The sequence below is a fragment of the Citrobacter sp. wls706 genome (assembly GCF_005281305.1).
Classification (GTDB): domain Bacteria; phylum Pseudomonadota; class Gammaproteobacteria; order Enterobacterales; family Enterobacteriaceae; genus Citrobacter; species Citrobacter werkmanii.
Map to the genome: position 1 here is coordinate 103,006 of NZ_SZXG01000040.1, position 20,544 is coordinate 123,549.

The 20,544-nt window shown below is 50.4% G+C and carries 18 protein-coding genes, 1 tRNA gene and 2 pseudogenes; 9 read left to right on the forward strand and 12 right to left on the reverse strand.

All coding sequences use genetic code 11. The annotated features are described in order from the left end of the window. Nucleotides 1-14 precede the first annotated feature (14 nt). Together FDW92_RS20595 and FDW92_RS20600 are read right to left on the reverse strand one after the other, a co-directional pair. Nucleotides 15-1,397 (reverse strand): glycoside hydrolase family 1 protein, encoded by a 1,383-nt coding sequence (locus FDW92_RS20595; protein WP_042311506.1) that lies wholly within the window; start codon nt 1,395-1,397, stop codon nt 15-17. Between the two features lie 93 nt (nt 1,398-1,490). Then, a complete protein-coding gene (locus FDW92_RS20600; RefSeq protein WP_042311508.1) occupies nt 1,491-1,784 on the reverse strand; it encodes a YicS family protein in 294 nt (97 codons plus the stop codon). A gap of 129 nt (nt 1,785-1,913) precedes the next feature. On the opposite strand from FDW92_RS20600, the gene FDW92_RS20605 reads away from it, so the two are divergent. The 4 genes and pseudogenes from FDW92_RS20605 (at nt 1,914) to nlpA (ending at nt 4,718) form a co-directional block, all read left to right on the forward strand. Next, a complete protein-coding gene (locus FDW92_RS20605; protein ID WP_042311510.1) occupies nt 1,914-2,330 on the forward strand; it encodes a GNAT family N-acetyltransferase in 417 nt (138 codons plus the stop codon). Nucleotides 2,331-2,346: 16 nt separating this feature from the next. Next, nucleotides 2,347-2,673: pseudogene (locus FDW92_RS20610) on the forward strand (transcriptional regulator); the annotation flags it as partial. A gap of 187 nt (nt 2,674-2,860) precedes the next feature. Next, a complete protein-coding gene (locus tag FDW92_RS20615; RefSeq protein WP_042311513.1) occupies nt 2,861-3,775 on the forward strand; it encodes an Rpn family recombination-promoting nuclease/putative transposase in 915 nt (304 codons plus the stop codon). A gap of 124 nt (nt 3,776-3,899) precedes the next feature. Then, nucleotides 3,900-4,718, forward strand: a complete 819-nt coding sequence (gene nlpA, locus FDW92_RS20620) for a lipoprotein NlpA (protein WP_042311515.1) — start codon at nt 3,900-3,902, stop codon at nt 4,716-4,718. Nucleotides 4,719-4,744: 26 nt separating this feature from the next. On the opposite strand, the gene FDW92_RS20625 is transcribed toward nlpA, so the two are convergent. Together FDW92_RS20625 and FDW92_RS20630 are read right to left on the reverse strand one after the other, a co-directional pair. Further along, nucleotides 4,745-5,647 carry a carboxylate/amino acid/amine transporter gene (locus FDW92_RS20625; RefSeq protein WP_038635581.1) on the reverse strand — a complete coding sequence of 301 codons (903 nt, stop codon included), beginning with the start codon at nt 5,645-5,647 and terminating at the stop codon, nt 4,745-4,747. 25 nt (nt 5,648-5,672) lie between these two features. Further along, nucleotides 5,673-6,617 carry a LysR substrate-binding domain-containing protein gene (locus FDW92_RS20630; protein WP_042311518.1) on the reverse strand — a complete coding sequence of 315 codons (945 nt, stop codon included), beginning with the start codon at nt 6,615-6,617 and terminating at the stop codon, nt 5,673-5,675. Between the two features lie 147 nt (nt 6,618-6,764). Between FDW92_RS20630 and FDW92_RS20635 the strand changes: the two genes are divergently transcribed. Beyond that, nucleotides 6,765-7,541: an SDR family oxidoreductase gene (locus FDW92_RS20635; protein ID WP_042311520.1), complete on the forward strand. Its 777-nt coding sequence runs from the start codon at nt 6,765-6,767 to the stop codon at nt 7,539-7,541. 70 nt (nt 7,542-7,611) lie between these two features. Here FDW92_RS20635 and FDW92_RS20640 read toward each other — a convergent pair whose 3' ends face one another. From FDW92_RS20640 to FDW92_RS20650, 3 genes are all read right to left on the reverse strand, one after another. Beyond that, nucleotides 7,612-8,292, reverse strand: a complete 681-nt coding sequence (locus FDW92_RS20640) for a hydrolase (RefSeq protein ID WP_042311522.1) — start codon at nt 8,290-8,292, stop codon at nt 7,612-7,614. Between the two features lie 499 nt (nt 8,293-8,791). After that, on the reverse strand, nt 8,792-9,097 hold the full coding sequence (locus FDW92_RS20645; RefSeq protein ID WP_042311525.1) for a putative quinol monooxygenase: 306 nt from the start codon (nt 9,095-9,097) through the stop codon (nt 8,792-8,794). Between the two features lies 1 nt (nt 9,098). After that, on the reverse strand, nt 9,099-10,106 hold the full coding sequence (locus FDW92_RS20650) for a zinc-binding alcohol dehydrogenase family protein (protein WP_042311527.1): 1,008 nt from the start codon (nt 10,104-10,106) through the stop codon (nt 9,099-9,101). Between the two features lie 104 nt (nt 10,107-10,210). Between FDW92_RS20650 and FDW92_RS20655 the strand changes: the two genes are divergently transcribed. After that, complete coding sequence (locus FDW92_RS20655) at nt 10,211-11,113, forward strand: LysR family transcriptional regulator (RefSeq protein ID WP_042311529.1); 903 nt, start codon at nt 10,211-10,213, stop codon at nt 11,111-11,113. A gap of 36 nt (nt 11,114-11,149) precedes the next feature. Here FDW92_RS20655 and FDW92_RS20660 read toward each other — a convergent pair whose 3' ends face one another. The 3 genes from FDW92_RS20660 to FDW92_RS20670 form a co-directional block, all read right to left on the reverse strand. Continuing rightward, entirely contained in the window at nt 11,150-12,646 is a 1,497-nt protein-coding gene (locus tag FDW92_RS20660; protein WP_042311531.1) for a C69 family dipeptidase, read from the reverse strand. Between the two features lie 340 nt (nt 12,647-12,986). Continuing rightward, a complete protein-coding gene (locus FDW92_RS20665; protein ID WP_042311533.1) occupies nt 12,987-13,451 on the reverse strand; it encodes a hypothetical protein in 465 nt (154 codons plus the stop codon). Then, nucleotides 13,448-14,221, reverse strand: coding sequence for a transcriptional regulator (locus FDW92_RS20670; RefSeq protein ID WP_042311989.1), 774 nt, complete (start codon nt 14,219-14,221; stop codon nt 13,448-13,450). Before FDW92_RS20670 ends, FDW92_RS20665 begins: the two co-directional genes overlap by 4 nt. 577 nt (nt 14,222-14,798) lie before the next feature. Here FDW92_RS20670 and FDW92_RS20675 point away from each other — a divergent pair. Together FDW92_RS20675 and misL are read left to right on the forward strand one after the other, a co-directional pair. Continuing rightward, on the forward strand, nt 14,799-15,416 hold the full coding sequence (locus FDW92_RS20675; protein WP_042311535.1) for a helix-turn-helix transcriptional regulator: 618 nt from the start codon (nt 14,799-14,801) through the stop codon (nt 15,414-15,416). Between the two features lie 74 nt (nt 15,417-15,490). Then, on the forward strand, nt 15,491-18,334 hold the full coding sequence (gene misL, locus FDW92_RS20680) for an intestinal colonization autotransporter adhesin MisL (protein WP_042311536.1): 2,844 nt from the start codon (nt 15,491-15,493) through the stop codon (nt 18,332-18,334). A 136-nt stretch (nt 18,335-18,470) separates the two neighbouring features. On the opposite strand, the pseudogene FDW92_RS23320 reads toward misL, so the two are convergent. Together FDW92_RS23320 and FDW92_RS20685 are read right to left on the reverse strand one after the other, a co-directional pair. Next, nucleotides 18,471-18,599, reverse strand: a pseudogene (locus tag FDW92_RS23320) (hypothetical protein); the annotation flags it as partial. 168 nt (nt 18,600-18,767) lie between these two features. Next, nucleotides 18,768-18,862, reverse strand: a tRNA-Sec gene (locus FDW92_RS20685). Between the two features lie 290 nt (nt 18,863-19,152). On the opposite strand from FDW92_RS20685, the gene FDW92_RS20690 reads away from it, so the two are divergent. Next, nucleotides 19,153-20,535 carry a glycoside-pentoside-hexuronide family transporter gene (locus tag FDW92_RS20690; protein ID WP_038635456.1) on the forward strand — a complete coding sequence of 461 codons (1,383 nt, stop codon included), beginning with the start codon at nt 19,153-19,155 and terminating at the stop codon, nt 20,533-20,535. Nucleotides 20,536-20,544: the final 9 nt, after the last annotated feature.

Sequence of the window (20,544 nt, forward strand, 5' to 3'; positions counted from 1 at the left end):
ATCCGGCAACTTAATCAATCAAAACCATTATTTTCGGCGGTATGGGCAAACCATTCGCCGCTCTTTTTCACCGTGCGTTTTTGCGTTTCTAAATCCAGCTGGACAAAACCGTAGCGGTTTTTATAGCCGTTGAGCCATGACCAGTTATCAATAAAGGTCCACATATGGTAGCCAAGGCAATGACAGCCTTCGCTAATGCCTTTATGTAGCCATTTCAGATGCTTAGCAACAAATTCGATACGGTAGCTGTCGTTAACTTGTCCTTCCTGAATAAAGCGCTGTTCGTTTTCTACACCCATACCGTTTTCTGAAATAAAGCAGCGTGGGTTACCGTAATTATCGCGAAGATTGGTAATAATATCGTAAATACCCGGCTCATAAATTTCCCAGCCGCGGTAAGGGTTCATTTTACGCCCCGGCATTTCGTAGTAATCAAACAGCCACTCCGGCATAAACGGCGCATTCGGATTGACTGCCGTATCGCGACATTTCACACGACGCGGCTGATAATAGTTAATCCCCAGCAGGTCGATTTTGCCGTCGGCGATCAACTGCGCATCGCCTGGCTGGCAGGTCGGAAGCTGATCGTACTCTTTCAGCAATGCCACCAGATCCGCCGGATATTCCCCTTTCAGTACCGGGTCGAGGAAGCTGCGATTAAACAGCAGGTCCGCATAGTGCGCGGCTTTGACATCTGCCGGATGCTGCGAGCGCGGATACGAAGGCGTTAAATTCAGCACCACGCCAATTTCACCGTCATGGTTTGCATCACGATACGCCCGCACTGCCGTCGCATGCGCCAGCACGGTATGGTACGCCACGGTGGCCGCACGTTTGAAATCCACCACGTTAGGGTAATGGAAGTCATACAAATAACCACCTTCTACCGGAACAATCGGCTCGTTGAAGGTGAACCAGTGCTTAACACGGTTGCCGAACAATTTGAAACACGTCTGTGCGTAGCGGCCAAACGCCTCGACCACTTCACGGTTTTCCCAGCCGCCTTTTTCCTGCATCACCATCGGCATGTCGAAGTGGAACAGGGTGATAAATGGCTTTATGCCTTGCGCCAGCAGTTCGTCGATGACGTTATTATAGAAATCGACGGCCTCAGGATTAACCTCACCGGTGCCGTCCGGGATCAGGCGTGACCAGCTCAGAGATGTACGGAAGCTGTTGTGTTTCAGCTGTTTGAGCAGTGCGATGTCCTGTTTCCAGTGCTGATAAAAGCCTGAGGTGTTCGCTGGGCCTATCTCTTGATGGAAACGACCTGGCTGGCGGCCGAACCACACATCCCACGTGGTCTGGCTTTTGCCGCCGTTCAGGCTATCTCCTTCGGTTTGTAGCGCCGAGCAGGCACTGCCCCACCAGAAGTTTTCAGGAAAACGGTATCGCATATTGTTGCTCCATTGCTATTTATCTGTTCTGGCAACAATACGTGTTTTTACGATACAGAAACCGGTTACAGTGCTCATTTTACAACATAATGGCTATAAATCCGGGCATTCCACTTTGCCAAGCGCTTCCCAGTAGTTGTTCTGATTGTTTCTTTGTATTGCCAGAATGGCTTCGCGAATGTGCTGTTGATTGCGCGTATCAGCCATAATTGTTTTTTCCCACACCTCATCTGACGGCGACCCTTGCGGGGTGCAAATCTTACGTAAGTCATTCAGCACGGTATTTTTTTCGTGTACAGCCTGCAGACTGCCATACGCTGAGTCGGCTTGCGCCAGAGCGGGTAGCGTTAAAAGGACGGCAATAATCGGAAAAATGGCTCGTTTCATGATAATAATCCTTGTTGTCTATGCGCATCATCTCAAGAGTAAGTGTAGACGGCATACGACTCACTCATCAGCCTGTGTTAATGCCTAAAACTAAATCAGCCAGACGTTGTAGTTTTTCAGGAGGATAGGATGCAAATACAGATTACCGATACGATTACCGAAGACGATCAAAACGCGCTGCTGAGCGGATTGCGTGCGTACAATCGCCAGTTTCTCAGAACCACCAATTTTGGCGACCTGGCAGTGTACTGGCGCGATGAGCACAATGAAATTCTGGGCGGGTTGATCGGCAAAATTAAAGGCGAATGGCTGTGCATTGAGTTTTTATGGATGCATGATTCGCTGCGTAAAGGCGGTTACGGCACAAAATTGATGCAGGCGGCGGAACAAACCGCGCGTGAGAGAGGGTGTCTGCATGCGCTGGTGGATACGATGAGTTTCCAGGCGCTGCCGTTTTATCAGAAAAACGGCTATCAGCTGCAAATGACCCTCGATAACTTCCCGGAAACCGGTTCCGCGCGCCATTATTTGTCAAAAACGTTTTGATGACCGGAAGGTCTGGATGCCGCGAGGACTGAATCTTGCCCAACTGGCGCAGGAAACGGCGTTCACAGCGGAGGCCATCGGCTTTAATCTTGGGCTGGCGCGTAACTCGGTCAGTAAAGATCTAAATCAGCTCTGGAATGACGGTCTGGCGATTAAAAGTCGCGGACGTCCGGTATTCTTTCTGCATCGTCAGGCAATCGAAACGCTGTTGGGACGCCAACTGGATGAGTCCGAACGCGAAGTGCAAACCGTTGCCGATCTGTTGCCTGTTCAGGAAGACCAGGCGACAGACGATCCCTTTTTCGGCCTGATTGGTTACGATCGCAGCCTGCGCGATGCGGTGTAAAGATGCCCGGTAAGCGCTAGGTTTCACCGGGCATTTTTGCGAACACCATTCCCGGAAAATGAATACATTGCAAAAGTATGTATTTATTCGCCAAAGCGCCTCGCAGATGAAGAGTTTCCCTGATGTTGGTTGCGCTGCTGGCGAGTAAGGTTCCGTCATCTTGTTCTTTTGGTGACGGATCGCCATGAAAAAACCTACAACTTCTACCCCGCATGATGCGGTTTTTAAAAAGTTTTTAAGCCATCCAGAAACGACGAGGGATTTTCTTGATACCTATCTTCCAGCGTCATTACGCGAGCATTGCGATCTGAACACACTGAAGCTGGAATCCGGGAGTTTTATTGAGGAAGACCTGCGTGCCAGCTATTCCGATGTACTGTGGTCACTAAAAACAAGGACTGGAAAAGGCTATATCTATGCGTTGATTGAACACCAGAGTTCGCCGGATGCGCATATGGCGTTCCGGATGATGCGTTATGCCATTGCCGCGATGCAGAGCCATCTTGATGCCGGAAACAAAACGCTGCCGCTAGTGGTGCCGATACTTTTTTATCATGGCGTTGCTAGCCCGTACCCTTTTTCACTGTGCTGGCTGGATGAGTTTGACGATTCAGAAACTGCGCGGCAGCTTTATGGCGCGGCTTTCCCGCTGGTAGACATCACGGTGGTATCTGATGACGAGATTATGCAGCATCGGCGCATGGCGCTACTGGAACTTGTCCAAAAGCATATACGTGAGCGCGATTTGATGGTGTTGGTCGATAAACTGGTTGCCCTGCTGATTAAGGGACACGCTAATGACAGTCAGGTAGAAACGCTATTTAATTACCTGGTACAGTCCGGCAGCGCACCGCGCTTTGAAGCGTTTATTCGTGAGGTTGCCAGGCGCGTTCCTCAACACAAGGAGAGATTAATGACGATTGCAGAATGCTTACGTGAGTCGGGGCGAAGAACAGGATTGCTGGAAGGCAAACTCGAAGGCAAAAAGGATGAAGCGTTGCGGATCGCCCATGCCATGCTTGAGAAGGGCATCGATCGTGAACTGGTGCTGATGATTACCGGGCTTTCCATTGATGAGCTCACGGCACATTCTGACTAATTATCCTTTTTTCCATTATGCTTTTTTCTTCTTGCTGATGCTTTTTCGTTTTTTAAACCGCAGTGGCCTTCCCGCTATAGTCATTTCATTACTCATCAGGCGGTTATTTCAAAAGGATAAAAACGTGAAACTGAAAATACCTCATTTTGCAGCCGGGACGGTGGTATTACTGGCGGGATTATTGCTGGCAGGGTGCGATCAGCAGAGCAATGACGCTAAACATATCAAAGTGGGCGTCATTAACGGCGCAGAGCAGGACGTGGCGGAGGTCGCGAAGAAAGTAGCCAAAGAGAAATACGGGCTGGACGTTGAGCTGGTGGGCTTCAGTGGCTCATTATTACCCAACGATGCCACTAATCATGGCGAACTGGATGCCAACGTCTTCCAGCATCGTCCGTTCCTCGAACAGGATAATAAAGCGCATAACTACAAGCTGGTGGCGGTGGGCAATACCTTTGTTTTTCCGATGGCCGGTTATTCTAAGAAAATCAAAACTATAGCGGAACTGAAAGACGGCGCAACGATTGCAATACCTAACGATCCGACCAACCTTGGGCGGGCGCTGTTGTTGCTGCAAAAAGAAAAGTTAATCACCCTGAAAGCGGGGACAGGTCTGTTGCCTACGGCGCTGGATATTACTGATAATCCACGGCATCTGAATATCATGGAGCTGGAAGGCGCACAGCTACCACGCGTACTGGACGATCAGAAAGTAGATGTGGCGATTATCAGTACCACTTATATCCAGCAAACCGGACTTTCTCCGGTGCATGACAGCGTATTTATCGAAGATAAGAACTCACCGTATGTGAATATCCTGGTGGCACGGGAAGACAACAAAGATGCCGAAAATGTGAAAGAATTCCTGCAATCTTATCAATCACCGGAAGTAGCAAAAGCGGCGGAAACCATCTTCAACGGCGGCGCGGTTCCGGGCTGGTAATTAACCCGTTGCCGCGCCGGTTGGGATTAAACCGCTCTGGCGCGGCGACGTGAGTCCATTGAGATCAGCACTACCGATGAGAGGATCAGCATCGTGCCCAGCCAGTCAGGCAGGGTGAACGTAATGCCTAACAGCAGCAGAGACAGCAACGCGCTGCTCAGTGGTTCCGCGCAGCTCAAAATGCTCGCTTTCGGGCCGCCAATCATCTGCGCACCTTTCAGGTACAGGCTAAACGTGAGTGACGTACCGATGACCACGAGATAGAAAAACGCCAGAATCAAACTGCCATTGACGACAAAGTTGGTTCCCTGCCCGGCATAAAACGGCAGCAGGATCATCCCGCCAATTAACATACTCCAGCCAACAACCGGCAGCGTACCGTAGCGCGCGATAAGCGTTGAAGGGTAGGTGGTATAAAACGCGGCGGCAAATGCGGAGGCAATTCCCCAGAACAGCGCGGCAGGTGAAATAGACAGCGACGTCGGATTACCGTGGGTGACCAACAGGAACGTGCCAATGAGCGAGGTCAGGATCGCGGTTAGCACCAAAATACCCGGTCGCGCTTTACGTACAACGGAAAACCACGCCACGATAATGGTCGGTGATAAAAATTGCAGTACCGTCGCGGTGGCGGCGTTAGATTTTTCGATGGTTAACAGAAAGGTCAACTGTACGGTAAGCGCGCCTACCACGGAGAAAATCAGCAGGCTAATCGCGTCTTTGCGGTTTTTGATAATGGAGAATACTTTGTCGCCGTGAACGAAAGAGAGCATCAGCAGAATAAGTCCGGCGAAAATCAGACGCGTCATGGTCAGGAACTGAGATGACATCTGACTTTGCTCCATGATGTACTGTGCACAAACGCCCGAACTTCCCCACAATACGGCGGCAATCAGGACGTTCATCATCCCTCTTCTGGTGGAACCCATCTTTCCCTCGGCATGTTGTTTTGTTTTATTTGTGTGCAGGCATCATAGCAGAGTTAGCCGCGATTTCTGCCAGCACATCCGCAATCAGCCAGTCATTAAAGACTTTCACCTCCGGACGCATTACCGCGTGTTGCGGCGTGACGATGTAGTATGACCACGTCAGCGGCCAACGGGTGTCGGGGTGAAGTTGCACCAGTTGTCCGTCGGTAAGTAACTGCTGAACCAGCGCCCGGCGAACGATAGCCACGCCCTGACCGCTGATTGCTGCCAGGATCACCGCAGCAGTGGAGTTGATGTGCAGTCCACTGTCGCGGACGGTCGGGGCATGGGTAGCGTTCAAGACATCATCCCAGGCAGGAAAATGAGCACCGGGGTGGGGAGTGTCATCGTGGATCAGCTTTTGCGCGGCCAGCCATTCCCCGCAGGCGATTTTATCTACCGGTACCATTCGTGGGCTGCAGACCAGAACGGCTTCTTCATCCATTAACCAGGTTTTGTTGACGCCGGGCCAGTCACCTTTGCCGCAGCGTACACCCAGATCGGCTTCGCCGTGGGCGACATCCATCAGCTTTTCCGTCACATTCAAACGTAACTCGATGTTTTCATGCGTTTGTGAGAAACGATTGAGACGACTCATCAACCAGTTCATGACCAGGACCTGCGACGCGGTAATAATTACCACTGAGCGTGCCCGACGGCCGCGCAGCTTGTTGAGTCCTGATTCCAGGTTATCCAGTCCCAGAGTGATGTCGCGCAATGCGTCCTGTGCTTCGCTGACCAGCGTGAGGCGTTCTTTGCCCGTGCGGGTGCGATGTAACAGTGGATGGCCTACCCAATCTTCCAGCGCACGCACCAGTTGTCCAACGGCTGCAGGCGTCACGCCCAGTTCCTGCGCCGCGCCGGTGAAGCTGCCATGACGGGCGGTGGCTTCAAAAGCGTGTAACCATTTTAGCCGATTGAGTGAACGCATCTGCTTTTTTCCATTCTTGTTAACTGTTTTCAGTATACGCCAGCGAGATAGATTTTCTTTCTTGAGGCGCTATTTCTTCTCAGTCGTCAACCTCTGAAACGAGTGGCATCTTTAGCGCATCAACGGATTCTTTAAACGAGGTTAACGATGAGCGCATTATTTGCCGGAAAGAAATTGTTAGTTGTGGGTGGGACCAGTGGGATGGGATTCGAAACGGCGAAACTGATCCTCCAGGGCGGCGGTAGCGTGGTGCTGGTAGGCAACCGCGCCGACAAAGCAGAGCAAGCGCGTCAAACTCTGGCGACGATGGGTGATGTCGCGGTGATTGTTGCGGATTTGATGTCGGAAGCCGGAGCGCAGCAGGTGATGGCCAGGTTGAATGCCGAGCATAAAGATATCAGCCTGCTGGTAAATGCGGCTGGCGTGTTTTTCCCGAAACCGTTTATTGAACATGAGGTTGAGGATTATGAGCAATATATGAGCCTCAATCGGGCGACGTTTTTCATTACCCGCGACGTGGTGCGCAATATGTTGGCAGACAATATAAACGGCGCCATCGTGAATATTGGTTCAATGTGGGCGCAACAAGCGGTGGGCGCGACACCTTCATCGGCCTATTCGATGGCCAAAGCGGGTCTGCATGCGTTAACCAAAAATCTGGCTATTGAGCTGGGTGCGCATGGGATTCGCGTGAACGCCGTTTCGCCAGCGGTCGTGCATACACCCATCTATGAAGGATTTATCCCGAAAGAAGATGTACAAGGTGTGATGAGCAGCTTTGATAGCTTCCATCCGATTGGCCGGGTCGGTACGCCGCGTGATGTGGCAGAAACCGTCGCGTTCCTGTTGTCAGACAAGGCGGGTTGGGTAACTGGTGCTGTCTGGGATGTCGATGGGGGGGTTATGGCCGGACGTAATGGCTGACAGGGACTGATGCTGCGCATTACAAAACGCCTGCTTATACTAAACAGGCGTTTATGGAAGATCGGAAAAGTTAAGTGCGCTGAGAGTCCAGCAGCTCGTTATTTTTCACAACATCCTGGGCTTTGGTATAGCTTTCAATCAGTAACTGATAAGCCGGGAAGATTTTGGTATAGACTTCGGCCCATTCCGCTGCGTCTTCCCGATTCCAGGTTTTCTGCAGTTCGGACGCAACCGCGGCAGTATCCATCGGCACGACGCCAGCCTGTACGACGCGGGCCATGGTGATCTCCTGCGCCATTTTGCTGTAAGTACCGGAAGCATCGATGACGGCAAAGACTTTATAGCCTTCTGCTACCGCGCTGATGGCCGGGAATGCCATGCATACACTGGTGATGGTACCAGCAATAATCAGCGTCTTACGGCCTGTCGCTTTTACCGCCGCAACAAACTCTTTGTTGTCCCAGGCGTTAATTTCACCTTTGCGTGCGACATAATGTGCGTGAGGTGCGTTCTCATGAATTTCCGGAATAAGCGGACCGTTTGGCCCCTGCGGCACAGAGGCGGTGGTAATCACCGGCATTTTGCATAAGGTGGCGATTTTTGCCAGAGCCGTAGCTCTTGCACGCAGTTCAGTCATTGGCATATCGCCAACGGTCTGGAACAGGCCGCTTTGATGATCGATAAGCAACATAACTGCGTCATTGACATCAATCACTGGGCGTTGGCCATTAAAATTAGCGGGTGTAGACATGATCCATTCCTTGTTGTTGCTTTTTGCAGGTTATCTAACCTGCAGTAAAGTCTATAATCGCCTGGGCGATATCCATTTTTGCTCTACAGCTAATTAACCATTATTGACATCATCATGGTTAATTTCAGGGGGAGGCTAAAGCTATCTTTATCAGAACAGCCTTAGTGAACTAATTTCCTCCGACCCTATGAAAATAACAATGCCTGTTATTATGAAATTATATTTCTGCATTCATATTATTTTATGGTGTGTGTTGGAAGTAGGGGGGAAGATTCGGTGGGTATTTCTGACTGATTTATTTTTATACGGTTATTATTATTGTGAAATAAAATGAATATTAACGATATATCTTCAATGTCAATTTTGTGACTAATGCCACGGTTTTCTTGAGAGTAATGATCATGTCTATTTTATTTACTAAGTCATTATTGAATTAAGTAAATTCTCAGATTGATATTTATTGTGCTCCTCCGAACAGCAGAGGAGCACGGTATTAATATTACGGCTCAATCGGCGTCAGATAATCCAGTCGTAGCGGCTCGGCCAGTAGATCGTTCATTTGCAATACAAACGACTGGAAATGCGGCAGGGCGATATGTTCGTCCAGGCCAGCCTGACCGCGCCAGGATTCACGCACATAAAATACATCTGGCGTGTCGCGTAACTGGAACAGCGCATACTCAATATTGCCCTCCTCCCGGCGCGTGGGCAGTAAGAGAGCCTGTAGCGCCTGTTTCAGGGCATCTATTTTCCCTGGTTTGGCTTTCAGTACTGCAATAATTGAAATCACTTCTGCATCAGACATGTTAAAACCCCTCCAGCACAATCTTGCCGACCGAGCGACCCGTTTCAATTTGCGCGTGAGCTTTTTGCAGATTCGCCGCAGTGATCGCGCCAAAATGTTCACCCAGCGTGGTATGGATAGTGTGGTCGTCGATCAACTGCGCCACGCGGGTCAATAGCTGATGCTGGGCAATGATGTCGTGGGTGGTAAACATCGAACGGGTGAACATAAATTCCCAGTGCAGGGAAATACTTTTGGCCTTCAGCGGGCGGGCATCAAGGGTTTGCGGATCGTCAATCAGCGCCAGCTTTCCTTGCGGAGCGAGTGCGGCAATAATTTGTTGATAGTGCTGCTCGGTATTGTTCAGGCTGGCAACGTGCGTCACTTCCTTGATCCCTATCCGCGCCAGTTCTTCCGTCAACGGTTTGCTGTGGTCAATCACATGATGAGCGCCCGCTTCACGTACCCATTTTTGGCTTTCCGCACGCGATGCGGTACCGATGACGGTCATTTTGGTCAGCTTACTGGCCAGTTGCGTCAGAATAGAACCGACGCCGCCAGCCGCGCCAACAATCAATAACACATCATCTTCATTGCCATTTTCCTCAACGCCCAGACGGTCGAACAGCATTTCCCAGGCGGTGATGGCGGTCAGCGGCAGCGCCGCAGCAGAAGCATTATCCAGTGTTTTTGGCTTCAGTGCGGTAATACGTTCATCAACCAGCTGAAATTCACTGTTACTGCCAGCTCGGCCCAGCGCTCCGGCGTACCAGACTTCATCGCCAGGTGCGAACAGGGTGACGGCTTCACCCACGGACTGCACCACACCAACGGCATCCCAGCCCAGCACGCGCGGCACATCAGCGTTAAAACCTTCGCGGACCTTGGTATCAACGGGGTTGACGGAAATGGCCTTCACTTCAACCAGCAGGTCATGCCCTGTGGCAACTGGCATGGGCAGGTCAATCTCTTGTAAAAACTCAATGTTATTGCCGTTAGTCGCGGCGCGGGTAATGGCGATGGCTTTCATATTCTCTCCGGTCACAGGAATCAGTTGAATAATTCGATGGTAAACCGGTAACAGAACGGGAAAAATAGCCCTACGGCGACAGGACTTATACTTGGGGAGTGAAAATGTTCCGGCTTGAAGATCTCACGTTGTTTGTCCGCGCCGCGGCGCTGAATAGTTTTAGCGATGCGGCACGCGAAGCCGGCGTCCAGCCTGCTCAGGTCAGTTCTGCTATCAAGCGCCTGGAGTCAACGTTGACTATCCGCCTGTTCGCTCGCTCCACGCGCAGCCTGCGCCTGACGCCGGAAGGCGAGATTTGGTTGCCCTATGCCCGCCAGATGCTGGACGTGATGCATGCCGGACTGCAAAAAATTCAGACCCCGGAAGATGAAGTTTCTGGCACGCTGCAAATCGCGGTTCCGTCCGATCTTGGGAGAAATTTGCTGCTGCCGGTCTTTCAATCTTTTCGACGCCGCTATCCTGCGCTGCGTTTGCGGATCTTTTTCTCCGATCAGGTGACGGATGTTTTTAAAGATCCTGTCGATGTCGCATTCCGTTATGGCAATACCGAAGATGCGTCATACATTGCGCTGCCCGTTGCGCCGGGTAATCGACGCGTGCTGGTGGCGTCACCGGATTGGGTTATACAAAACGGTGCGCCGCAGACCCCGGAAGATTTAGCGCAGCTGAACGCCATGACCTTTGTCTTACGTGGACGCCTGCACGACCGCTGGACCTTTACACACGGCGGCGAGGTCAGCAGCGTGCAGGTTAACGGCACGATTATAAGCGATGATGCCGAAGTGATCCGGCGGCTGGCGATTGCTGGTGAGGGGATTGCCTACAAGTCGTGGCTGGATGTTAGCGAGGATGTACGCGAAGGGCGATTGCAGCTGCTGATGACGGATTATCAGGGGGAGAAAGTCCCGCTGAATATGATTTGCCCGCATCGTAAGCAGCTTTCTACGGCAGTACGCTTGCTGCATGACGCCGTGAAGGCGCGATGTGAGATGCTGGCGCAGAGCTAAGATACGCTTTGCGCCAGTACATTACTGTGGTGTGACTTAGTCTTTTTTCGCTGCGTTAGCAAAGAAAATATCAGACTGAATGTCTTTGGTGCGGATGGTAAACAGCTGATTAGTGAGATCTTCCGTTAACTTCTCGGCATCGGCCATGATGCGCAGGTTGAAGTCATTCAGCATTTTATCTGCGGCAGGTTTATTGGTTTTCGCCATCTTCAGATATTCTGCTTCGACCTCTTTTTGCTCCTTCGCCACTTTATCTTCCCACGCTTTGTAGGCCTTTTTGACGATTGGCGCGAGCTTCGGATAATCGGTCATCGTCAGCGTCTGCAATTTACGATATTTCCAGTAGATGGATTGATCGTCAGCCTTATCTGTACCCATTGTATAGTTGGCCGGATATGCTTTCAGGCCGCTGTAATACGGAACAAAGGCGGTGAGATCGGCCATACCCAGACCAATGTAGGTTGTTTCACCGATCTCTTTTGGCAACCACGGACGTACCTGCATGACATGCGCTTCATAGGTGCGGAAGACGCTGACCGGACGCCATGGCTCTTTACCGTTCAGGCCATTGGTGTACGGGTCATGACTGGTGCCTTCATAGTGGCTACGCAGCACGGCTTTCACATCGTCCAGCGTCATTTTCTTCTCTGGCTTCATGAAGACCGGGAATTCACGTCCTTTGGCCATATCCTGATTTACGGAAGGATTGAACGTTTTCTGGATGGTCCATACGCGGGGATCGTTATACGTACGGTCACGCTCGTCATCACGGGTATAGGCTTTGGCGAAGTTGAATTTGCCATCTTTCTCCGGTTCGTACAGGCCTTTTTCCGTTGCGAATTGAATCAGATTTTTTGACGCCATCATGTCCGGGTTTTTAGGATCGTAATCCTGTAGGCGGCCCTGATTACCGGTGGCGAAATATTGGTTATTGGGCAGGCGCTGCGCCATCCACTGGTGGCCGCTGCCGGTTTCCAGGTACCAAATCTCGTTATCGTCGACCACGGCAACGCCAAATCCTTCTCCAGCACCGACGGTTTCAACAATATGTCCCAGCAGCGCAACGGCCTCACGTGCGGTTTTGCTCTGCGACAGCAGAACATCCGGGATATCGTCTTCAGTGATCCCTTTATCCTCAACGTATGGGTCGGCGGCCAGCGCTTTTGGTGAAGCAAAAATAGACTCTGTCCCACTCACGCCGACGCCCAGTTCGTTAAATCCGGTTGCGCCGTGCAGTTGAGTTTTCCAGTTTGGGACGGTGGTATAACGCAGAGAGTTTTTCGGCAGTGGCCAGGTAAAATCATTCGCGCCATTATGTGCTTTGGTGCTGTATACCCCGGTCTGATTCTGTTTTGCCGGATGAATGACAAAATGCTGTGCTTTCAGGGCATCGCTGTCTGCGCTACGGGCGACCAACATGGAGCCGTCCGCTGATGCTTCATTGCCGACCAGCAGGGTCGTACAAGCAAAACCTGATGAAACAACCGCCAAATTTATTGAAAGTGCAATCAGGCACTTTTTAAAAGTAAACATTACGTATCCCTCATATGTACGCCAAAATACACCGGAAACATACCGTTTCCTGAAATGCGATAACGCCTGAACGCTCAGACATTACTCGCGAGAGAGATAAACGCCCCTGCCCACGTCTTCTCCAAATATTCATTCGTAGATTGAAGTCTTCTGGACAAAATAACATGTCCATTTCGCTTAATTATTACGCAACGAATATCCTGATATTCAGGATGTTTCCTGATTCGCGGTGAAGAATAGAATGGCTTATTAGTGGATTCAGTGACCTGTGTCGCGTAAGTTAATGATGACAAATGTGAATCCTGTGGCAGCACCGTGCTTTTTGTTTCCGGATATGACGTTACCTTTTGCGGCAATACAGCGAGGGAACATTGGAACTGGCGAAAATCCATGCGCCCTTATACTCCTCCATAACCAGGCTCAGGCTGCGTCCGGTCTGCCGATAAAACCCGGGCAACGTATTGTTGATATCCGCTTCATCGGCCGTGTCGGCGAAGGTTTTGACAACTTGCATAGCCTGTAACACCCGCGCATCACGCTGTTGGGTGTAGCTGAAATAGATGTTCCTGCTGATGTCTGAGATATTACGCCCGTACAGCTTACCGGTAATTGTCGATAATCCTTCCTGGTTGTACATCCGAAATGAAACCGTTCCAGCAAAGCGGTTGCTGCCAATATTCCATTCAACGTTTCCAACGCAATTTAGCGGCTTTTCGGCATAACGTGAATACCATAGCCAACTACCTGAACCGAGTAGGGTAACCAGGCCAATAGTGAGCAAGATTATTTGGCGTGTTTTTTTCATTGCCCGCGCATCCAGTAATAATGGGTAGTACAAAATGCGTGGGCATCAATCCGCGCATCTTTATCGCATACAAATGCTACCATCCTCTCTGCTTTGAGGTAGCCGGATAGAAATACGTGTTTGTTGTTTTCACAGAGTAAAGGATGAAGCTGCATCAGATTGAAATAGCCATGCTGGTCGTACTCATTTGGAGAGTAATAAATTTTGCAGTTTTGCCGCGAAGGGGTCTGCATGGAAACAGAGACAAACTTACTAAATGGCATAACCGGGCGAGTCTGATACCACACCAGCCAGATAACCAGAGTGGCGATAACAACACTAACGCTAAATAAAATGTTCCACCAGGAGATCTGCGTCGTTTGTTGTGGTGCGGTTAGAATTACCTTTGCAGGCGCGCGCTCCTCAATAACCGGTGACTGGGAAACGTCACTCTGAGGATCCGGTATCACTTCGACCTGAGCATTTTCATTCAATCTTAGCCCACGGCGGGAAATAGTTTTCACCGTATCGCGCGGTAGTCCCACTTCCGCCAGCGCATTACGTAACGTCAGAATTGCCTGGTAGAACGTGTTGGTGGTGGTGACATTATTTCTCTCTCCCCAACCCACTATCATCAACGTGTTCTGGGAAACAATGTCACTTGCGTGAGTAATTAAATAGAGAAAACAGAGCGAAGCAGGGAGCTGGAGTTGTATTGTGCGCCCGGTCTGACGATTGACCAGACTTTTGCTATCAGGATTAAATTCGACCAACTGATTGATAAGATACAATTGCCCAGCCCTCAGTAACCAAAACGTATCACAGCGTGTCCTTGCACACCCCTTAAATTTTACATCCAAATCGATAAGACGCCTCACTCTTTGTACATGATCGAAGATAAGAATTTCACTTAGGGGATAAAAACCCTTCAAATACAAGAAGTTATTAACCTAATTTCTTAGGTTGGAATTAGCTAATGTTAAATAATGAGAATTCATTACAGTTTTATCTGGGTTATCATTATATTTATCCACAGAGCGACTAGGGTGATTAAGTTATCTGAATTGTGTAATTAACAAGTAACCTTTACATCGGTTATTTTTTAGCAAATAGTGCTTTTTTAAGATTTATCCTAGGATTTTAATTTATGCATAAAATTCCTAATGCCCAGATTGTTATTCTGAGATAAAACATAAAAAAACTTAGCGGTATGGCATTGTTTACCGTATGTACATATTAGCGCATCAAGAGTTTATTACATTTTTTTAGGGTTGCTGTTATTAACTGACAAGGAATGTCATGCGTGTCGGATTGACACATTTATTTACCGATGAAATATTTATGGAAAAATAACAGGAGTCATTATTGATGAAGAGATCCCCATCACAGAGTATTCGTTGCATAAGCTGTGAATTATCCTGTCAATTATTTCCGGATACTGCGGTACGCGCCAGGTACTGTCACCGTGCCGCTTTTGCGATCTGGCCGGAGGGAAATGGCTTTCTGCAAAGAGGAGTTATTGAAAAACTTCTACTTAATAATCAAAATCATTTGTCGCGCGGGTTTATTTTTGTGGATTTCTCCTTCCCAAACCTGCGCCTGTTCGCCGACCCGCAATGGGTTGACCGTCTGGCGTATAGCGGCATGCATATTGTTTTGATAGCGGACCGGAACCTGGCGCCGTTAGCCAACTACTGGCTGTCGAAAAGCAATAAAATACAAGGCATTATATATTCTGATGATGATGATGACGTACAGCATCAGAAAATGAGACGATTATTTACGGGTCATCTCGCTAACAGTAAACGTGGACGCTCACTCAACTATACAGAAATGATATTACTGAAGCGATTTGTCTCAGGAAAAAGTATTCAGCAAATTACCCAAATAGATAATATTGATATTAAGAAAATATATGTCTATAAGCTCCGGCTTGAAGATAAGTTGGGCCATAGTATTCATCAAATACTATCGAATATTTTATAACGCATTTCTGATTTTTATTATTTCACATCCTTGAGATGTGGTGGACGCTCTACGCCTGATAGCAGGAGGCTAATATGCCAAATCCCAAATCTTACTCTCGTATTGCCATCGCGGTTTCAGCCGCATTAACGTCTATGGTATTTTCAGCCCATGCAGCCTGGGTTGATGTTGATAGTCTTCCTTCCAGCGGTCTGGTTAGCAGTCTGCCCCCGGAATTGCAGGCAATAATCCCAGCGCAGGCCAATGCCAATTTCGCTAAAACCAGCGCCATGCCAAATTATGTTTATCAGTGGAGTGCTGGCACCATTCCCGTTTATGGTAATGGATTAACGTTGAATGGACCCGGTGCAGAAGCTTTTGAGCACTCTGTTACTGTTATTCAGAACAGCGCGACGGGTAGCCCGGGCGTTATTTTCGGTGACGATCTGACGATCCGCACCCAGTCGAAAAATGCCGCCAATAATGGAAAAGATGTTGACGGTATTCGCACGCACGGGGCCAATACGCCGGATAACCCGGTCTTTATCATCACCGGAGATCGCACCAGTATTTATGTGGATGGTCAGGATGGTGATGGTATTAACGCCGGTTATAACGCGATAGGCCAGGGCTGGATAGGCTCGGCTAAAATCTACGTCGGTGACGATCTGTACATCAAAACGACGGGTAACCAGGGGCGTGGTATCACCGCCAATGCCATGCGAGATGCGACGCTTGCCAAAAATACGATTGTTGTTGGCGATCGTGCGCACATTGTGACGACCGGCGACGGCTCTGAAGGCATTCGCTCCGGGCAGAGCGGTTCCTCGATCCTGCTTGGCAATGACGCCACCATTGAGACATCGGGTACCTCTTCCACGGGCATTTATGCCGCCTCATCTTCCAAAACGGAACTGGGCAATAACGCCACTATTACGGTTAACGGCGCGAGTGCGCATGCGGTCTATTCCACCAACGCGACCGTGAACCTGGGCGATAACGCGACGATTAGCGTGAACAGTTCTGGAAAAGCGGCTTCATACAGCAAAGCACCACGCGGACTGTTTGCGATCTCACGCGGGGCGATAAATCTGGCCGGTGGTGCCGCCATTACTATGGTGGGCGACCACAGTACTGAAAGCTATGCCATCAGCACCGAAACGGGCGGTACCGTAGACGGATCCACCGGTGGACGCTTTCTTATCGACGGCGATCTTCATGCTGCCGGAGCGATAGCCGCGACCAGTAGTTTGCCCCAGCAAAACAGTACGATTAAGCTCAACATGACCGATAATTCGTTATGGAACGGGGCGTCTTATATCACCAGCGCGACCGCCGGGACGGGGGTAATCTCTCTGCAAATGAGCGATGCGACCTGGAATATGACCAACAGCTCAACGCTGACCGACCTGACGTTGAACAGCGGGGCAGTGGTTAACTTTGGCCATGTTGACGGCGAACCGTGGCAGACGCTTACGATTAATGAAGATTTTACCGGGAATGGCGGCAAACTGGTTTTCAATACCGTCCTGAATGACGATGCCTCCGAAACCAATAAATTGACAGTGCTTGGTAACACGACGGGTAATGCCTTTGTGGCGGTGAACAACATTGGCGGTACCGGGGCGCAGACTGTTGAAGGTATTGAGATAATTGAGGTTGCTGGCAATTCTGACGGCACATTTGAAAAAGCGAGCCGTATTGTTGCCGGGGCGTACGACTATAACGTTGTGCAGAAGGGCAACAACTGGTATCTGACCAGCTTTATTTCTGCTCCGCCCGATCCGGTGGACCCTGTTGACCCTGATCCCGTAGACCCGGACCCGGTTGATCCCATCGACCCCGACCCCGTTGACCCGGATCCGGTGGATCCGATTATCCCTGATCCAGTTAACCCTGACCCGACCGATCCTGTGGACCCGGTTATTCCTGGACCGGAAGAGCCTCATGTTCCGCCGGTCACAGAGCAACAGTATCGTCCGGAAGCCGGCAGCTATCTGGCGAACAATTATGCCGCTAACACGCTGTTCATGACCCGACTGCATGATCGCCTGGGGGAAACCCAGTACGTTGACATGCTGACCGGTGAGAAAAAAGTTACCAGCCTGTGGATGCGTAACGTTGGCGCGCATACCCGCTTCAAAGACGGTAGTGGGCAGTTGAAAACCCAAAGTAACAGCTACGTCTTACAGTTAGGCGGCGATCTGGCGCAGTGGAGTAGCGACGGCCTCGACCGCTGGCATATTGGCGCGATGGCAGGTTATGCCAACAGCCAGAACCGCACGCAGTCCAGCCTGACCGGTTACCACTCTCGTGGTCAGGTCACCGGTTACAGTGTGGGACTGTACGGCACCTGGTATGCCAATGACGCCGACAAGACCGGTACCTACGTGGATACCTGGGCGCTGTACAACTGGTTTGATAACAAAGTGATGGGCCAGGAGCAGGCGACAGAGAAATACAAATCCAGCGGGATAACCGCTTCTGTTGAAGCTGGTTACAGCTTCAAACTTGGCGAAAGCGAGCGCAATAGCTACTGGCTGCAACCGAAAGCGCAAGTGGTGTGGATGGACGTGCAGGCCGACAGCCATCGCGAAGCGAACGGGACCCGCGTGAAGGATGACACCGATGGCAACCTGATGACTCGTCTGGGCGTGAAAGCCTTTATCAACGGCCACAACGCCATCGACGACGGCAAATCTCGCGAGTTCCAGCCGTTTGTCGAAGCCAACTGGATCCATAACACGCAGTCTGCCAGCGTGAAGATGGACGATGTGAGAAACGACATGCGCGGCACGAAGAATATCGGCGAGCTGAAAGTGGGGGTTGAAGGTCAAATCACTCCGCGCCTCAACGTGTGGAGCAATGTGGCCCAACAGGTTGGCGACAAAGGCTACAGTGATACCCGCGGTATGCTCGGCGTAAAATATAATTTCTAATGTAAGTGAGTAATGAAAAAGCCGCTGATTCACCGATCGGCGGCTTTATTTTTTTGGAATCGTAGTCCGGGATAAGCGTCAGCGCCATCCGGCATCAGGTTAACATGTAAGCGCCACTTACATGTTAACTCGCAATTCAATGGAGAGTCGCCAGCGTGCTCTCAATTCTTTTTAACTTCTGATTTGCTTCTTGCAGCTCATCCTGCAGCCGTTGTTCCTGTTCGCCGTAGACCATCAGGACGATACAACCATTCATCACTGGCAAACATAATAAATTCGCCTGTCGGGGATTGTGGAAGGTGTTTATTCGAAATGTCGCCTCCGTTTCAATCTGACTAATCGCGCAGCAGTCAACGTAGTATGCCAGAGATCAACACAGGATAAAGAAAGCTAAAAAGAGATGTGATTTAAGAAGAACTTACTTGAGGAACTTTGGCGGAAGATCACAGGAGTCGAACCTGCCCGGGAACGCTGGCGTCCCCAACTGGATTTGAAGTCCAGCCACCTCACCGGAGATGACGATCTTCCGCGCCTCGATTGCTACATGGAGGCGGGGCGCATTATAGCTACTTCCTCGGGTTTCCACACCCCCTCACTCACTTTTTTAACTTCCGTTTCTCCTTACCATGACCCCTTTCAAATAAATCTCTACAAAATCCATCACTTACAATTAGACATATTTTTAGACGCTACTCCGATCACAGAAAACAAGAATCGTAATTTGATAACGAGATATCGGAATACCCGCGCTCACAGGGATGGTTTACAAGAACTGTAACCGGTACCAGTGCGTGTGAAAGTGCCAACAAGGATGCGTAATGAAAAGTGAGATTCTGTCTGTTAAGGAGAAGATTGGTTACGGCATGGGCGATGCCGCCAGCCACATCATCTTCGATAACGTCATGTTATATATGATGTTCTTTTATACCGATATCTTTGGTATCCCGGCCGGATTTGTCGGCACGATGTTCTTACTGGCCCGCGCGCTGGATGCCATCTCAGACCCCTGCATGGGGCTGCTTGCTGACCGTACCCGTTCACGTTGGGGGAAGTTTCGTCCGTGGGTGCTGTTTGGCGCGCTGCCGTTTGGTCTGGTTTGTGTTCTCGCCTACAGCACGCCCGACTTCAGCCTGCACGGCAAAATGATTTATGCCGTCATCACCTATACGCTGTTAACCCTGCTTTATACCGTGGTGAATATCCCTTATTGCGCGCTGGGCGGCGTGATCACCAATGACCCGACGCAACGTATCTCCCTGCAATCGTGGCGCTTTGTGCTGGCGACGGCGGGCGGCATGCTCTCCACCGTCCTGATGATGCCGCTGGTAAAGCTGATTGGCGGTGAAAACAAGGCCCTGGGCTTCCAGGGAGGAATCGCAGTGCTCTCGGTTGTGGCGTTCCTGATGCTCGCATTCTGCTTCTTCACCACCAAAGAACGTGTTGAAGCGCCGCCAACCAACAATTCAATGCGTGAAGACCTGCGCGACATCTGGCAGAACGACCAGTGGCGTATTGTCGGCTTACTCACCATCCTCAACATTATGGCGGTCTGCATTCGCGGCGGCGCGATGATGTATTACGTTACCTGGATTTTGGGCACACCGGAAGTATTTGTCGCCTTCCTCACCACCTATTGTGTCGGCAACCTGATTGGCTCTGCGCTGGCAAAACCACTGACCGACTGGAAATGCAAAGTTAGCGTCTTCTGGTGGACGAACGCCCTGCTGGCCGTCATCAGCGTGGCGATGTTCTTCGTACCGATGCACGCCAACATCACCATGTTTGTCTTTATCTTCGTGATTGGCGTCCTGCATCAGCTCGTGACGCCAATCCAGTGGGTCATGATGTCCGACACCGTCGATTACGGGGAGTGGTGTAACGGCAAACGTCTGACGGGGATCAGCTTTGCGGGAACGTTGTTCGTGCTCAAACTGGGTCTGGCGCTTGGCGGGGCGCTGATCGGCTGGATGCTGGCAGGCGGTGGCTACGATGCCGCGGCGAAAACGCAAAACAGCGCCACCATCACCATCATCATTGCATTGTTCACCCTTATTCCGGCTATTTGTTACCTGCTGAGTGCTGTGATCGCCAAACGCTTCTACACCCTGAAAACCCCGTATCTGACTGAAATTATGCGTCAACTGGCACAGGGGGCACACCGTAATCAGCAGGATTTTACGACGAAAGAATTACAGAACTAAGGAACCGAT

Coding starts and splice junctions, on each gene's coding strand:
- FDW92_RS20595 (WP_042311506.1), bottom strand. CDS start 1,397: ATGCGATACCGTTTTCCTGAAAACTTCTGGTGGGGCAGTGCCTGCTCG.
- FDW92_RS20600 (WP_042311508.1), bottom strand. CDS start 1,784: ATGAAACGAGCCATTTTTCCGATTATTGCCGTCCTTTTAACGCTACCC.
- FDW92_RS20605 (WP_042311510.1), top strand. CDS start 1,914: ATGCAAATACAGATTACCGATACGATTACCGAAGACGATCAAAACGCG.
- FDW92_RS20615 (WP_042311513.1), top strand. CDS start 2,861: ATGAAAAAACCTACAACTTCTACCCCGCATGATGCGGTTTTTAAAAAG.
- FDW92_RS20625 (WP_038635581.1), bottom strand. CDS start 5,647: ATGGGTTCCACCAGAAGAGGGATGATGAACGTCCTGATTGCCGCCGTA.
- FDW92_RS20630 (WP_042311518.1), bottom strand. CDS start 6,617: ATGCGTTCACTCAATCGGCTAAAATGGTTACACGCTTTTGAAGCCACC.
- FDW92_RS20635 (WP_042311520.1), top strand. CDS start 6,765: ATGAGCGCATTATTTGCCGGAAAGAAATTGTTAGTTGTGGGTGGGACC.
- FDW92_RS20640 (WP_042311522.1), bottom strand. CDS start 8,292: ATGTCTACACCCGCTAATTTTAATGGCCAACGCCCAGTGATTGATGTC.
- FDW92_RS20645 (WP_042311525.1), bottom strand. CDS start 9,097: ATGTCTGATGCAGAAGTGATTTCAATTATTGCAGTACTGAAAGCCAAA.
- FDW92_RS20650 (WP_042311527.1), bottom strand. CDS start 10,106: ATGAAAGCCATCGCCATTACCCGCGCCGCGACTAACGGCAATAACATT.
- FDW92_RS20655 (WP_042311529.1), top strand. CDS start 10,211: ATGTTCCGGCTTGAAGATCTCACGTTGTTTGTCCGCGCCGCGGCGCTG.
- FDW92_RS20660 (WP_042311531.1), bottom strand. CDS start 12,646: ATGTTTACTTTTAAAAAGTGCCTGATTGCACTTTCAATAAATTTGGCG.
- FDW92_RS20665 (WP_042311533.1), bottom strand. CDS start 13,451: ATGAAAAAAACACGCCAAATAATCTTGCTCACTATTGGCCTGGTTACC.
- FDW92_RS20675 (WP_042311535.1), top strand. CDS start 14,799: ATGAAGAGATCCCCATCACAGAGTATTCGTTGCATAAGCTGTGAATTA.
- misL (WP_042311536.1), top strand. CDS start 15,491: ATGCCAAATCCCAAATCTTACTCTCGTATTGCCATCGCGGTTTCAGCC.
- FDW92_RS20690 (WP_038635456.1), top strand. CDS start 19,153: ATGAAAAGTGAGATTCTGTCTGTTAAGGAGAAGATTGGTTACGGCATG.